At 71.5% G+C, this 13,761-nt stretch carries 13 protein-coding genes; 9 read left to right on the forward strand and 4 right to left on the reverse strand.

Annotation, left to right across the window (positions count from 1 at the left end; genetic code table 11):
• Positions 1 to 13 precede the first annotated feature (13 nt).
• Both ligD and OG594_RS29710 read left to right on the forward strand, forming a co-directional pair.
• Positions 14 to 919, forward strand: a complete 906-nt coding sequence (ligD, locus tag OG594_RS29705) for a non-homologous end-joining DNA ligase (RefSeq protein ID WP_266604934.1) — start codon at positions 14 to 16, stop codon at positions 917 to 919.
• Positions 919 to 1,803, forward strand: a complete 885-nt coding sequence (locus OG594_RS29710) for an ATP-dependent DNA ligase (RefSeq protein WP_266606625.1) — start codon at positions 919 to 921, stop codon at positions 1,801 to 1,803. The genes ligD and OG594_RS29710 overlap by 1 nt, the downstream gene beginning before the upstream one ends.
• Before the next feature lie 124 nt (positions 1,804 to 1,927).
• Here the strand turns inward: OG594_RS29710 and OG594_RS29715 are convergent, their stop codons facing one another.
• Positions 1,928 to 2,323, reverse strand: a complete 396-nt coding sequence (locus OG594_RS29715) for a DUF6479 family protein (protein ID WP_266604935.1) — start codon at positions 2,321 to 2,323, stop codon at positions 1,928 to 1,930.
• A gap of 114 nt (positions 2,324 to 2,437) precedes the next feature.
• On the opposite strand from OG594_RS29715, the gene OG594_RS29720 reads away from it, so the two are divergent.
• Positions 2,438 to 2,761: a plasmid stabilization protein gene (locus OG594_RS29720; protein ID WP_266604936.1), complete on the forward strand. Its 324-nt coding sequence runs from the start codon at positions 2,438 to 2,440 to the stop codon at positions 2,759 to 2,761.
• A 60-nt stretch (positions 2,762 to 2,821) separates the two neighbouring features.
• On the opposite strand, the gene OG594_RS29725 is transcribed toward OG594_RS29720, so the two are convergent.
• Positions 2,822 to 3,808 carry an XdhC family protein gene (locus OG594_RS29725; RefSeq protein WP_266604937.1) on the reverse strand — a complete coding sequence of 329 codons (987 nt, stop codon included), beginning with the start codon at positions 3,806 to 3,808 and terminating at the stop codon, positions 2,822 to 2,824.
• 464 nt (positions 3,809 to 4,272) lie between these two features.
• Here OG594_RS29725 and OG594_RS29730 point away from each other — a divergent pair, with 464 nt between their 5' ends.
• Positions 4,273 to 4,935: a hypothetical protein gene (locus OG594_RS29730; RefSeq protein WP_266604938.1), complete on the forward strand. Its 663-nt coding sequence runs from the start codon at positions 4,273 to 4,275 to the stop codon at positions 4,933 to 4,935.
• Here the strand turns inward: OG594_RS29730 and OG594_RS29735 are convergent.
• Entirely contained in the window at positions 4,928 to 5,854 is a 927-nt protein-coding gene (locus OG594_RS29735) for a hypothetical protein (RefSeq protein ID WP_266604939.1), read from the reverse strand. The genes OG594_RS29730 and OG594_RS29735 overlap by 8 nt on opposite strands.
• Positions 5,855 to 6,128: 274 nt before the next feature.
• Complete coding sequence (locus OG594_RS29740; RefSeq protein WP_266604940.1) at positions 6,129 to 7,067, reverse strand: restriction endonuclease; 939 nt, start codon at positions 7,065 to 7,067, stop codon at positions 6,129 to 6,131.
• Positions 7,068 to 7,398: 331 nt separating this feature from the next.
• Here OG594_RS29740 and OG594_RS29745 point away from each other — a divergent pair, with 331 nt between their 5' ends.
• The 5 genes from OG594_RS29745 to OG594_RS29765 all read left to right on the forward strand — a co-directional run bounded on the left by OG594_RS29745 (position 7,399) and on the right by OG594_RS29765 (position 13,753).
• Entirely contained in the window at positions 7,399 to 7,605 is a 207-nt protein-coding gene (locus OG594_RS29745; RefSeq protein ID WP_266604941.1) for a hypothetical protein, read from the forward strand.
• A gap of 339 nt (positions 7,606 to 7,944) precedes the next feature.
• Positions 7,945 to 8,562, forward strand: coding sequence for a hypothetical protein (locus OG594_RS29750; protein ID WP_266604942.1), 618 nt, complete (start codon positions 7,945 to 7,947; stop codon positions 8,560 to 8,562).
• Positions 8,514 to 8,996, forward strand: coding sequence for a hypothetical protein (locus OG594_RS29755; RefSeq protein WP_266606626.1), 483 nt, complete (start codon positions 8,514 to 8,516; stop codon positions 8,994 to 8,996). Before OG594_RS29750 ends, OG594_RS29755 begins: the two co-directional genes overlap by 49 nt.
• A gap of 672 nt (positions 8,997 to 9,668) precedes the next feature.
• Positions 9,669 to 11,102 carry a DUF234 domain-containing protein gene (locus OG594_RS29760; protein ID WP_266606627.1) on the forward strand — a complete coding sequence of 478 codons (1,434 nt, stop codon included), beginning with the start codon at positions 9,669 to 9,671 and terminating at the stop codon, positions 11,100 to 11,102.
• A gap of 173 nt (positions 11,103 to 11,275) precedes the next feature.
• The gene (locus OG594_RS29765) at positions 11,276 to 13,753 is read left to right on the forward strand and encodes a helicase-associated domain-containing protein (RefSeq protein WP_266604943.1); all 2,478 of its coding nucleotides are present in this window, start codon (positions 11,276 to 11,278) and stop codon (positions 13,751 to 13,753) included.
• Positions 13,754 to 13,761 lie beyond the last annotated feature (8 nt).

Here is a 13,761-nt window from a genome sequence, read left to right on the forward strand (position 1 = left end):
GCAGTCTCATCGTATGACGCCGATCATATTGGTGGAGGGCCGTCGCATCGCGCTCAGCAATCTCGACAAGGTCCTGTACCCGGAGACCGGCTTCACCAAGGGCGAGGTGTTGCACTACTACGCCACCGTCGCGGGCCCGCTGCTCGCCCACATCCACGACCGACCGGTGTCCTTCCTGCGCTATCCCGACGGACCGGACGGGCAGCTCTTCTTCACCAAGAACCCGCCGCCCGGCACGCCCGACTGGGTGAGGACCACCCCCGTGCCGCGCTCCGAGGACCTCTCCGCCGCCCAGGTGGTCGTCGCCGACATGGCCACCCTCATGTGGTCCGCCAACCTCGTCGTGGAGTTCCACACCCCCCAGTGGACCGCCGGCCACCCCGCCCTCGCCGACCGCATGGTCCTCGACCTCGACCCCGGCCCGCCCGCCACCGTCGTCGAGTGCTGCACCGCCGCGCTCTGGCTGCGCGGGCGGCTCGCCGCCGACGGCCTGCACGCCTACGCCAAGACCTCCGGCTCCAAGGGCATGCACCTGGCCGTGCCGCTGGAGCCGACCCCGTCCGATCAGGTCTCCGCGTACGCGAAGCGGCTCGCCCAGGAGGCCGAGCGCGAGCTCCCCGACCTGGTCGTCCACCGCATGGCCAAGGCCCTGCGCCCCGGCAAGGTGTTCGTCGACCACAGTCAGAACGCCGCTGCCAAGACCACCGCGGCCCCCTACACCCTGCGCGCGCGGGCCCGGCCGGCCGTGTCCGCGCCCGTGTCCTGGGAAGAGGTCGAAGCCTGCCGGACCGCCGCCGGGCTCGTCTTCCTCGCCGACGACATCGCCCCGAGGCTCGCCCGCGACGGGGACCTCTTCGGCCCGCTGACCGACCCCGCGCGGGCCCGCCCGCTCCCCGGGCCCCCCGGGACCCGGCCGTGATCCGCGTCGCGCTGGCCGCCGCCGTAAGCACCCTGCCGCGCGGGGCGGGACTGGCGTACGAGCCGAAGTTCGACGGCCACCGGCTCGTCGTGCTGCGCACGGCGACCGACGTGACGCTCCAGGCGCGCTCCGGCCGGATCGTGACCAGCGCCTTCCCCGACCTGGCCGCGGCCGCGCTGCTGCTGCCCGCCGACACGGTCCTGGACGGTGAGGTGGTGGTCTGGCACGCGGGGCGTACGGACTTCGCCCTGGTGCAGCGGCGGGCGGCGGCCACCGCGGCCCGGGCCGCCGTACTCGCGCAGCGCCTGCCCGCCTCGTACGCCGCCTTCGACGTGCTGGAACTGGCCGGACTGGACCTGCGCGGCCGCCCGTACGAGCGCCGCCGGGCCCTCCTCGTCGACCTGCTGCTGCCGCTGGGGCCGCCGCTGCAACCGGTGCCGATGACGACCGATCCGGAACTGGCCGCCACCTGGTACGAGACCCTGCCCGCCAGCGGGATCGAGGGCCTCGTCGTGAAACGGCTGGACCAGGCCTACCCGGCCGGGCGGCGCGGCTGGCAGAAGCTGCGGCACACCGACGTCCGGGACGCGGCGGTGGTCGGCTACACCGGCACCCCGCGCCGCCCGCTCGCACTGGTGCTCGTCCTGCCGGTCGGGGACGAGAGCCCGCTGGTGTCGAGCCCGCTGAGCGCGGCGCTGCGTGCGCAGGTGGCGGCCGAAGTGGCCGCCCGCGGGGCGGCCCCGTCGGCCCTGGCCACGGTCACGGCGATCGGGCTCGGGGAGGTCCCCTTCCGGGCGCTCGACCCACCGCTCACGGCCGAGGTCCGGCACGCCTCGACCCGACACCCGCCGCCGGAGGTGCTGCGGCTGCGGACGGACCTCTGACCCGCGCGGGAGGCGCGGGTCAGAGGGCGTGTGGGCGTGCGGGCGTGACGGTGTGGCGGTGTGGGCGTGACGGTGTGGGCGTGACGGAGTGCGTGGGTGCGACGGAGCGGACGGGTCGGTCCGGTCAGGCGTGTGCGCCCCGTCCTGCGTCCGGCGGAGCCCCCGGCTGTGGGTGCGGTCCCGGCCCCTCCGGGAGTTTGTAGCCGGACTCCCTTTCGGCGCGGGCCTCTTCGGGATGGCTGGAGGTCGTGGAGCCGAAGTTCCCGTAGCCCTGCATCTCGTGCGGCCGTAGGCCGCCCTCCGGGATCTCCACCTGGTCCCGCTCCTCGCGGACCTCGTAGACCGCGCCGCCCTCGGGCAGGTGCGGCTGACTCTCGGGGGTGGGCGGGGGTGGTTCCTTGGCCCGTACCCGCTTGCCCAGCAGGAAGCCGCCCAGCAGGAAGCCGGCGACGAGGATGCCGACGACCAGGAACCATGCGATGTCGGCGAGGGTCGCGTCCACGCTCAGAGTCGTGTCCATACCGACCATGTTCCCGCACTCAAGTCCGAAATGCTCTGCTATGCCCTGGATACCTTGGGCCATCCGGGGTACGCGCCCGGTGTGCCCACCCGCCGAACCAGAAGGAGGCCGGCCATGCCCCGCGGATCGTCCCCGAAGCGCGAACGACAGTACGAGCACATCAAGGAAGGCCTGGAGCGGCGCGGCGAGCCCGAGGAGAAGGCGAAGGAGATCGCGGCCCGGACGGTGAACAAGGAACGCGCCCGGGCCGGCGAATCCCGGACCGCTAGCAAGGAATCCGTCGAGGACATCTCCTCGTCGCGGCGCGGGGGCCTGCACTCCCACTCGGGCGCACAGGGCCCCACGTACGAACAGCTCTACGCCGAGGCCCGGCGCCGCAACGTCCACGGCCGCTCGGACATGAACAAGACACAGCTCAAGCGGGCCCTGGAGAAGTGAAGCCCGCTCCGGCCCTTTCGGCCCTTTCGGCTCTTCCGGCCCTTCCGGCCCCCATTTCCTTCAGGAGCTGATGGGGCCGTCGGCGTCCCGCAGGGCGCCGGCGGCCTTGCGCTCCCCGAGCGCCCCCAGGATCTCGGCGCAGATCGCCAGCGCGGTCTCCGCCGGGGTGCGGGCGCCGAGGTCCAGGCCGATCGGTCCGTGCACCCGCGCCAGTTGGGCCTCGCTGACCCCGGCCGCGAGCAGCCCCTCGCGCCGCCGGGCCGTGGTCTTGCGCGAGCCCAGTGCACCGACGTACGGCACCTGCTGGGTCAGCGCCACCCGCAGCGTCGGCACGTCGAACGACTCCTCGTGGCTCAGCATGACCAGGCACGCGGCGTCCCGGCGTTCCTCCAGCACCTTGCCGGCCTCCTCCGGGCCGGCGACCAGAACGGCCTCCCAGCCCAGCAGCAACGCCTGCCGCTCGATGATCTCGGCGAGCTCACCGCCGCCACCGATGACCACGTACGGGGCCGACGGGAACGCCTCGACCAGCACCAGCCCCGACTCCGCGTACAGCGCGTCCCGCCCGGCCCGCCGGGTCGCCAGCAGCTCGCCCGCCCGCCGCCCGGCATCGTCATCGGGCGCGTCCGTGGCCCGTACGACCTCGCTGACGGCCCGGTCCGCAGCCTCGTTGAGTCGGGTCACCAACGCCACCCCGACCCCGTCGCCGAGCAGCTCCCACCACTGGGCCGGGATCGTCGAGAGCGGCTGCAGCAGCACCTCGGCCTGCCCGCCGCAGGTCAGCCTCGCGGCCACGGCCTCGGACGCCCGCACGGACACCTCGCACACCCGCGCCGTGACCCCGGCCGGCAGGGCCGCGACCTCGGCGGCGAGCTCGGCGTCGAAGACCCCGCGGTAGAGCGTGCCGACGCACTCCCCCCGCGCGTCGATGAGCACGGCCCCGGCCGGATCCCGCGGCCCGAACCCCTGCTCGGTCACGGGCCGGGCCAGATACCCGACCCGCCCCTCGGCCACCCACCGCCGCGCCGTCTCCACCAGCTCACGCATCCGTGCCGCCCCTTCTCGATCGTCAGAGCCCGCCACAGGGCACCTGGCCAGCGGCGCCATGCGGCCTCACCCCCCAACGTACGCACGCACCCCGCCCCTACCCACCCCCCGGATCCCACAGACCCCGCCCCACCTCCCTCGTACGGACCACCGGAAGCGCCCGCCCCGGCGCGCATCCCGGACCGACGTCGCCGAGCGGGCCCCGTCGCGCCGAACAACCGCTCGCACGCGCGTTGTTGGAGCGATCTTTTCCGATTCGCGCACCAGGGGGAGGCTCCGGTGACGGTCGACGTCCACAATCGCTGAGCCTTCCCGTCCTGGGCGGAGGCCGTGGTGCGCGGGCTCCAGCAGCACGCCGCCCGGGTGATAACCCTGTGTCACCGCTCCCGGTTCCGTGCTGACGGCGAGTTGCCGTGCAACGTTGGGAGCCGACCAGAGCCGGAGCGGAGGGGACCGACACCGTGATGCCGGACATCAGACGCGGCCTCGCCACGGTGGCACTGCTGACGGCCCTGACCACGACGGCGTCGGCGTGCTCCGACCCCGACCCCGACCCCGTCCCGACCCCACCCGCCACGACCACCGACACGCACACCGGAACGTCCCCCACGGGGACGGCGAACGAGGACCTGGGCAAGGTCTTCCCCGGCACGCGCGCAGGCTCCGGCAGCAGCTCGACGGTCGCCGTGCCGAGGGCGCAGTTGGACGAGCCGGCCGGAGGGACCATGGAGCTCGCCAACGACCAGCAGGTGCCCCTGACCGTCCAACCCCTGACGGCCACCGCGGAAAGCGGAGAGCTCTCCATCGTCAAGGACGGCTGCACCGGCGTCACCCTCCAACCCCAGGAGACGTGCAGCGTCCAGGTCAGTCACGTCGCCCACGTACCGGGCACGTGGACGGGGACGGTCACCGCCCCGACCGCGGAGGGGCCCGTCTTCTCGGTGACGCTGACCGGTGAGGCCGTCGAGGCCGCACCGGAGACGACCGCCGAAACCCCGACACCGGAGCCCGACGGGACACCGGAGACCCCCGAGGAGACCGGCACCCCGGCGACCCCCGACGAGACCGGCACCCCGGAAACCCCTGACGAGACCGGGATCCCCACGCCCGAGCCCGCGCTCACCTGACGGAGCCCTTCATCTGCACCCGGACCGTGCCGTCGTCGTCCGGGAGCACCACGGTCACGGTGTTCTCGTACCCCCCGTAGTAGGGGACGAGGTAGAAGCGGGTCGGGGTCTTCACCAGGAGGCGAAAACCCCTGTACTGGTACCGGTAGGGCCCGGCCCCGGCCCCCAGGTCCTTGAACTCGATGTCCTTGGCGTGGTGGACGAGCGGCAGGCGGGAGAGGACCTCCACGGCCGGGTTCCGCTGCATGCCGCCGTTCGCGTCCGCCACCGCCTGCGCCTCGCCCGCCATCGCCGCGTACCGGGACACGCCGTAGAACAGGCTCAACGTCAGCATCCCCAGGAGCAACGCCCCGGCCACGAGCCACAACCGGTCGGCGTCGCGGACCGGAGGGCTCCGCCGCCCGGGGTCATGCTGACCGAGGCGCACCTGGATGGCGAAGAAGGCCAGGCTGGCTCCCAGGGCCACCACGAGGCTGGGCAGCAGCCCGCGGAGCAAACCCGCGGGGAGGAAGGTGAGCAGGTCGTCCCGGAAGAAGACGGGGTAGCCCCCGATCACTCCCAGGAGCAGGCCCACCGCCAGCAGCGTGCGGTACGCCGTACGACGCCGCCCCTCGTTCTCCGGGCGGGCCAGGGCGTGCCCGAGCCGGCCGAGCACGAGCAGGACGACGAGTCCGCAGACGAGCAGTATCCACACCGGGAAGAAGAGGGCCTCCGGGCTGCGCGCGAGGACGGCCTGGATGGAGAAGGGCAAGTCGCTGAGCGGGACGCCGAAGGCGCGGTAGTAGGCCTCGTTGTACTGGTTGCCGAAGTAGTACAGCAGTCCGAGGACGACGGTCCCGGGCGCCGCGATGTACGCCAACTTGTCCAGGAACGACCTCTCGGGAGGGTCCGCCGCAGGCTGCTGCGCCTTTTCGGGCATGCGCCCAGTCTGTCCGCCCGCCCCCGGGCCCGCACGTAATGGCCGCCCGCCCGGCTGACACCCCGCCGCGCTGTGCCGTCTGAACCGGGCGACGGCGGCTCGGCGGGGAGCTTCCTGCGAGCACCGGCCCGATGACGAGGGCCTCGTCGGCCAACGGTCTCAACCCACGACACGACCATAAATGATGCTTCATCACTTGGTGATGCAACATCGTCGGACGGGTCCGCGACGGGTCCGCGACGGGTCCGCGGACGGGTCGGCCAGGGGCAGTGCGCTACGGCAGTACGTCCGGGCTGCTGCTCTCGAACGACTTGCCGGCCGGCCACAGGGTCACGCACTCCTGGCTCGCGGCGAGCTCGATCAGGTCCTTGCGCGGCTGGGACGGGAGGAGGATTGCGCACGTGACCGGCCGTACGAAGCGGCTGTAGTCGGCCAGCTGTCCGATGGCCATGCGCACGTTCTCGCGCGTGACGCTCCCCTTCGCCTCGACGAGCAAGCCGAGCCCCGGCGCGTAGAGGTCGGTCAGCAGTGGGCGGGTCTCGCCTTCGGGGAGGATCCGGTGCCGGTGGACCTGCTGCCCCTTCGACCGGAGGTAGTCGCTGAACTGGAGCACGAGCTTCGCTTCGCGCCGCTCCGCTTCGTACGGCTCGCGGCTCGGGTCGACGAAGGCCTTCTCGGTCTCCTGCTGCTCGATGTCGACGCGCACGACGGGCTCGGGCTGGCTGCGCAGCACCCGGCCCAGCTTCGTCTCCGGCTCCTGCACGGGGGTGTCCACCGGCCGCAGCTTGAAGACGATCACCTTGCGGAGGGGGCCGTCGCCGGTCTCCGGAGCGTCCGCCTCGTACCAGCTGTCCACCTCGAACTCGCCGAGGTAGGTGACGACCCCGCGGGCTCCCTGGAAGACGCGCAGCGCGCGGCCTTCGGCCCGGTGGTTCAGGATGCTGGCGTTGCCGGACAGCATCCGCTGGTCGCCGTACTGCCCTTCCCCGCTGTAGTGGAACAGCCCGTCCGGCATCCACCCGTCGTAGTAGCCGTGCTTCTCGCCGGCGATCGGGTCCGTGAAGACCATGACGTTCGGCGTCTTCGCCGACGGGCCGATGCCCCCCTGTGTGCGGCCGCCGTACTCGGCGTGCAGTTGCTTGCGCTCGATCGGGTCGCCGGGTTCGAGACCCCACTTCACGCCCGCTGGATCCGAGACGTTCACCTCCGTCACGTGCAGCCCTCCTTTTGGTCCGTGTCGATCTACTACCGCTAGTCGTAGTGTACTCTGCTGATGCAATGCAGGAATCAGATGACGGAATCCGACCAGTGAAAATCGCATCCAAATCGGACATGCGGCAGGTCGGGAGGGTGCAGGTAGGGGGAGGGGGCTTGATCGGGGCGAGCTGAGGAAGAAGTGGTCCGTTGGATGCCGGACAGGGCCTCGCGGGGCGCTTGACGGCCTAGAGATGCGGCTTCGGCCCCTGCACATGGAGCAGGCGGCCACCCGTTGCAGCGGGGGCCGCCCTTGAAACACCTCGTTCATCACTCCAGGAGGCGTCCACATGAAAGTACGACGAACCCAGCCGGTTGGCGAGCGCCGCCGCCGCCCCACCCGCAAGACGATGGCGCTCGTCGCGGCCGGGGCCGTCGCGTTCGGACTCGCCATGATCGCGCCGGCGGCCGGCTCGGCCTTGGGGGTCGCCGCCGCGGTCGTCGCGGTCCTCCCCCCTGACCGCAGGGGAGGCAAGGGGGGCGACGGGGAGGAGTAACGCCCCCACCAGCCCCCAGGCCGACTCGCCGGTCAGGGGGCTGGCGCCGGCGGCTGCCGTACCGGCTGCTCCACGAGCCGCCGGCCCACTGGCGGTTGCAGAACGACCCTGCCGTACCCGACCTCCGCCCCCTCCTCCCTCCCTCCCTCCCTCCCTCCCTCCCTCCCGGCGCCGGGACACGAAGGCCGGACGTGGCGGAGGGGCGGCATCCGACTTTGGCGAGAACCAGCCTCTTGGCCGGTCCATGCCCCTATCTGGGACGGCGCTTTCTCGTCACACTCTGAGGGGAGTGAGCGAGACATCCATTGGCTTGGTGCTGAGTGCGCTGGGGGAAAGCCGTTGGCCTACGTTCCGATACTCAAGGGCAAGGTGGGGGAGTTCTCGGCCCTCGAGCACGTCACGCCGGCGGTCCGCTCGTGCATCCGCCCCGTCATGGAGTTGATCCCTGACCCAGACGTGCGGGATGCGCTGGAGACCTTCTGCAACCGCGCGATGGACGCAGTGCCGCACGGCACGGTCCTGACGGTCGATACCGGCGCCTTACCGACAGCACGAGTCCTCGAGGGCGACGTTGGTGGTCCGATTGCCCGACTCAGTGAGTCGCTCGATCTTCGCGGTGTGCTGATGTGCCCGGTCGTGCGTTGCACGGATCCGCGAGACGTCCTCGTCGAGGCCGCACAAGCGGTGGTCGTGCACCAGAGCGGCGTCTGCCTCCGTGTGTCCGTTGCGGACGACATCCTTGAACCCCTGCCGGATCACGGACAGATCCGCGGGCTGCTCAAGGTGCTCCGCCTCGAACCGGAAGAGGTGGACCTGCTCATTGACGCCGGGCCGGTGCATTCCAATGTCACGAGAGACCGATTGGCCGACCGCGCGTTGGCCACCCTTGAGGCACTTTCTCCGTGGCGATGGCGGCGCGAGTGTGTGTTGCCGCCGGCGCCTTCCCGGTCAACTTGACAGGGTTCCCCAGGGGCCAAGCTACGCCGGTGGCGAGGCGCGAGGCGCAGCTCTGGCGGCGCGTCGTGAGCGGGTGCCATGGAAAGGCGCCAGACTTCGGTGACTTCGGTGTGACGCATCCTCGTATACCTACGAAGTCACGTGGAACTCCGCACCCCAACATGCGGTACACGACTCCGGAAGAATGGCAGGTCTTTGTCTATCCGCGGGTCCGCCCCGGCAACGATGACTTCTTCACCCTGAGCGCGGATCTGGTCGCATCCCCGTACTGGCCCGTGACAGGGGCCCGAACGTCATGGGGCGACGCACGACTCAAGGAGTGCGCGATGCGACAGAGGGGGAAGGCCGGCACCGGCGCGGAGTGGCGTGCATGGGCAACCTCGCATCACCTGGCAGTGGTGACAGCCAACCTCAACACACTGGCGCACCCCTAAGGCCCACGAAGAAAGCGGCCCCCTTCATGAGGGGGCCGCTTCACTCCGAAGGCAATTCGGGGCCTAGACGGTAGCGCTGGCCTGCTAAGGGGGCCCGAGCATTCGTGGCTGTTCGCCGCGGCGGTACTCCAGTCAGACGCTCAGCCCACCCACCGCCCACCAGCGAGGCTGCCGATCGCATGAGCCGTACTAGGGGAGTGCGCCGAGCGCTCGCCGAGCGGCACGAGCGTCTATCGCAGGTCTACCGCGATCAGTGCGACAACGACAAAGGCCCGGACTCAGTGGGACTGAGTTCGGGCCTTCATGCTTGGCACTTCAGCTGGTCAGCGGCGTGATCGCGCTGTCTCTGCTGGAGTGCCCCCGGCAGGATTCGAACCTGCGCACACGGCTCCGAAGGCCGGGTCGCACCCAGACGTTTGCCCAGGTCAGATGTGCAGCTGATGAATCGTCAGGGTCGCCGTCCCGTGCATGTCCCACGACGCGGAAATGCGCCGAACGTCACAGAATCCTCAAAGTGGGGGCCTCGATGGCCGAGGTGCTGGCGTGCGGATTCCCTCGTCGCCGTCTCGGCGGGGCTGCCGACGAGGGCGTCGCACGCATCTAGAATCTAAGTAAGATTCCATCTACGTAATATCGAATCTATGTTTCATGAAGGCTGAGGGTGGGGTGCTGATGGAGTTCAAGGGCAGGTCTGCCGACCTGGATCAGCTGGCTCGGCAGCTGGGCCTGGTAGTCGGCGGTACGGGGGCCACGCGTGGTCAGGCTGTGATCGTGACGGGCCGGCGCCGGGTGGGCAAGTCTCGTCTGGTCCAGGAGTTCTGCGACCGTTCCGGGCTTCCGTACGTGGTCTTCCAGGCGACCCGGGGACGCAACGCGGTGGCCGAGCGAGCGGACTTCGCCGCGACGCTGGCGCATTCCCCTCTGCCCGGGGCTGAGCTGGTGGCCGGGCTGCAGGCCGCTGACTGGAACCAGGCACTTCGCTCCCTCGCAGTCGCGATTCCGGACGATGCACCGAGCATTGCGGTGGTCGACGAGGTGCCGTGGCTGGTCGAACAGGACGGGGAGTTCGAGGGGGCGCTGCAGACGGTCTGGGACCGGCACTTGTCCGCCAAGCCCGTCCTGTTGATCCTGGTCGGCAGTGACATGTCGGTGATGGAGGCGCTGCAGTCCTATGGTCGCCCCTTCTTCGGCCGGGCGGCCAAGATGACCGTACAGCCGCTGCATCTGGCCGATGTGCAGGCGATGACCGGCCTTGACGCGGCGGAAGCGGTGGACGCACTGCTGATCACCGGTGGGTTCCCGGAGATCGTTCAGTCCTGGCGGCCGGGGATGGGCCGCCGAGACTTTCTGCGCGAGGCTGTGTCCAACCCGCTCGCCCCGCTGTTGGTGGCGGGCGAACTGTCGCTGCTGGGGGAGTTTCCCGAGGCGTCCCACTCGCGCGCGATCCTGGAAGCGGTCGGCAATGGCGAGCGGACCTTCTCCACCATTGCCGCACAAGCCGGTGGTGCCGGTGCGCTGCCCTCGGGCACGCTGTCTCCGCTGCTGAACACGCTGCTGGCCAAGCGAGTCCTGGCCGCTGACCTGCCGCTCTCGGTCAAGGCGGACAGCAAGAACAAGCGCTATCGCATCGCTGATCCGTACCTGCGGTTCTGGCTGGCTTTCCTGCAACGCGGTATCCCGCTCATCGAGCGCGGTCGTGGTGATCTGGCGCTGGAGCGCATCGAGCGGTCGTGGACGACATGGCGGGGCCGGGCTGTCGAGCCGATCGTCCGCGAGTCGCTGCTGCGGCTGCTGCCCGACGAGATGTGGCCGCAGACGGAGGCGGTCGGGGGCTGGTGGAACCGGCAGAACAATCCGGAGATCGACCTGATCGGAGCCGACCGCGAACCCTTGGCAGGGCAGGTTCACTTCATCGGCTCGGTGAAGTGGCTGGAGTCGCAGCCGTTCGGCCGACGTGAGTACGACGCCCTGGCACGGGACATGCTCGCCGTGCCCGGTGCCGAGCCGGACACGGCGCTGGTTGCGGTGTCCCGTTGCGGTGTCGAGGACGATCTCCCTCTTGCGGCGCACTGGGGTCCGGAGGACCTTGTCGGTGCCTGGCGGTAGCCAGGGAAACCGCCAGGGTGGTCATGGTGATGTACCTGCCTCGGGCGCCCAGTGGCGGGAGACGTCGACCGCATTCGCAGAACCCTCCGGACATCGAAGCCCGTTTGCGCGGCGGCGAGGTGACGGGCCCGGTTCACCCCCGCGGGGTGACCGGACGGCGCTAGCCTGGCCGGGTGAATACGCGTACCGCCCTTGTGAAATGGCTGGGGCCCCTGGATCCTCAGAGGCTGACCGCGTTGCTGGAGGAGCGGGATCTGCCGCTCGCCGCCGGGTACCGACGGATCACCACCCTCCGCGAGCTCGCCGAACACTTGCTCACCGACGAGTCGGTGGGCCAGGGCCTGATGGCGGGCACCGCCGGAGAACTGGAATTGCTCGCTTCCATCGCCGCCCTTGCCCTGGAGCGGCACGGCCCCGTAGCCGGTGGTGAGGTCGAGGACGGGCCCCGGTATCCCTGGCAACAGCGGAAGCCCGTTCCCCCGGTGGAACCCGCGGACCGATTGGTGCCTGAGCGGGACGTACTGTCCTGGTTCGAGCCGGGGGAGAAGCGGCAGCGGGCGGAACGCACACTCACCCGACTGCGGGAGCGCGCGCTGCTGCTCCCCGCGCCCAAGGGCCGACTGGCGCTCCCACCACTGCTGCACGTCCGCGCCGCCGGGTTCGACGGATACGGGCGTACGGCCGACCGGCTGCTGACCAGCGCCTACAACGCCCCCGAGGTCAAGCGGATCGCCGCGAACCTCTTCGGCGAGGGCGCGGCCCGCACCCGCGACCAGGCCCAGGAGCTGATCACCGCTCTGCTCGCCGATCCCGCCCGGGTGCGGGCACTGGTGGCGGACGCCCCGGTCCGGGCGCTGGAACTGTTGGACCACCTGGTACCCGGCCCGCCGCTGCTGCGGACCCACTGCTTCGTGGGCCGGTACGGGGCGCAGTACGCGGGCCCGGACGCCAAGTACGTCTTCCGGGAGGGCGGCAGCGGCGACGAGGGCACCGACTGGCTGGCCGTGCGCGGACTACTGGTCCCCGTCGGTCTCGACCTGGTGGAGCTTCCCTACGAGGTCGCCCGCGCGCTCCGCGATGGGGGCGCGGCTCCCCGCCCCAGGCTGGAACCAGAGCCGTTCACCGCCACCGCGCCGCTGCCGTCCGGCTGGGAGGGCGAGGGTGGCACGGCCGCAGCGGCGGCCGTCTGGAGGGCTGAACTGGTCCTGCGGGCGCTGGCCGCCGAGCCGGTCGCGATCCGCAAGGCGGGCGGGATCGCAGTCCGGGACACCCGCCGGCTGGCCAAGGCGGCCGGGGCCGATGAGGCCGACACCCGGCTGTGGCTCGACCTCGCCGTGAACGCCGGGCTCGCCGCACCCCAGGACGAGGAACCGGCCCCCGCCGCCCGGGGGCGCCGCAACTCGAAGGCCCCCAAGCCCTCGGCCCGGCTGCTGCCCAGCGACCGCTACGACGCCTGGGCCGCCGCACCGCCCGCGGGCAAACTGCTGCCGCTGCTGGCCGCCTGGGCGGTGGTCCCCGAGGTCCTCAGCCACTGGCCGGACCCGGACGAGACCCCCGTCGCGCTGATCAGCCCGCAGGACGAGGAGGCGGTCACCCTGCGCACCGGGGTACTGCGAGCGCTCGCCGTCCTCCCCGACGGACAAGGCCTCACCGGGGAGGCGCAGGGACATGCCGAACTCCTCGCTCTGGCCGCATGGTTCCGGCCCGCCCTGCGCGCCCACCTGGTCGGAGACGGCACCGGAACACTGACCGGCGCGGACGAACTGCTCGACCGGCTGGCCGCCACCCTGGAGGAGGCGGCCCTGCTCGGCGTGGTCGCCCACGGTGCCCTCACCCCCGTCGGGCGGGCCCTGTGCCGCCTGCTGGAGGCGGGCGCCGCCCACCACTACCCCGCCGTGCCCGGAGCGGGCGCCGACCCGGCCGCCCGCGGCTCCGAGGGCCTGGGCGAGGACCTCACCACCCGCCCCGCCCTGGCCCAGACGGTGACCGCGCTGCGCGAGGCGCTGTACGCCACCCTGCCCGCCCCCAGCGACACGGCCCGGTTCCAGAGCGACCTGACCGCCACCGTCACCGGCGCGCCCGCGCCCGCCCTCGCCGACCTGCTCTCCGCCGTCGGCGACATCGAGTCCGAGGGCCACGCGGTGGTCTGGCGCATCACGGCACCCTCCATCCGCCGGGCCCTGGACGCCGGCTGGAGCGCGGACGAACTCCTCGACTGTCTCAGCACCGCGAGCGAGCGCGGCACCCCCCTGCCCCAACCACTGGCCTACACGATCAAGGACACCGCCCGGACCCACGGACAGCTCAAGGTCGTCCGCTCCGCCTGCTGCATCCGCTCCGACGACACCGCTCTGATCGCCGAGGTGGCCCAGTGCCGCGGCCTGACCAAGCTCCGCCTGCGCCGGATCGCCCCCACCGTCCTGATCTCCACAGCCCCGCCGGAGGAGACGTTGTCAGCCCTCCGCACGGCCGGCTACGCCCCCACCCAGGAAGCCGAGACCGGCACCACGCTCCTCGACCGCGCCCCCACCGACCGCGCACCGAGCCTCCTGCCCACCCTGGACCAGACCCACCCCGTGTACGGCAAGCCGGTCCGCGGCGTCCCCGCGAGCGCCCGCGCGCTGGCCTCCGCACTCACCTCGGCCGGCTAGGAGGCGTG

Source organism: Streptomyces sp. NBC_01214 (genome assembly GCF_026340975.1).
Classification (GTDB): Bacteria; Actinomycetota; Actinomycetes; order Streptomycetales; family Streptomycetaceae; genus Streptomyces.

Bases quoted from the DNA above. Each gene is read 5' to 3' on its own strand.
- OG594_RS29720 (WP_266604936.1), top strand. From the start codon at position 2,438: ATGCCCCGCGGATCGTCCCCGAAGCGCGAACGACAGTACGAGCACATC.
- OG594_RS29730 (WP_266604938.1), top strand. From the start codon at position 4,273: ATGCCGGACATCAGACGCGGCCTCGCCACGGTGGCACTGCTGACGGCC.
- ligD (WP_266604934.1), top strand. From the start codon at position 14: ATGACGCCGATCATATTGGTGGAGGGCCGTCGCATCGCGCTCAGCAAT.
- OG594_RS29735 (WP_266604939.1), bottom strand. From the start codon at position 5,854: ATGCCCGAAAAGGCGCAGCAGCCTGCGGCGGACCCTCCCGAGAGGTCG.
- OG594_RS29760 (WP_266606627.1), top strand. From the start codon at position 9,669: ATGGAGTTCAAGGGCAGGTCTGCCGACCTGGATCAGCTGGCTCGGCAG.
- OG594_RS29725 (WP_266604937.1), bottom strand. From the start codon at position 3,808: ATGCGTGAGCTGGTGGAGACGGCGCGGCGGTGGGTGGCCGAGGGGCGG.
- OG594_RS29745 (WP_266604941.1), top strand. From the start codon at position 7,399: ATGAAAGTACGACGAACCCAGCCGGTTGGCGAGCGCCGCCGCCGCCCC.
- OG594_RS29755 (WP_266606626.1), top strand. From the start codon at position 8,514: ATGGCGGCGCGAGTGTGTGTTGCCGCCGGCGCCTTCCCGGTCAACTTG.
- OG594_RS29715 (WP_266604935.1), bottom strand. From the start codon at position 2,323: ATGGACACGACTCTGAGCGTGGACGCGACCCTCGCCGACATCGCATGG.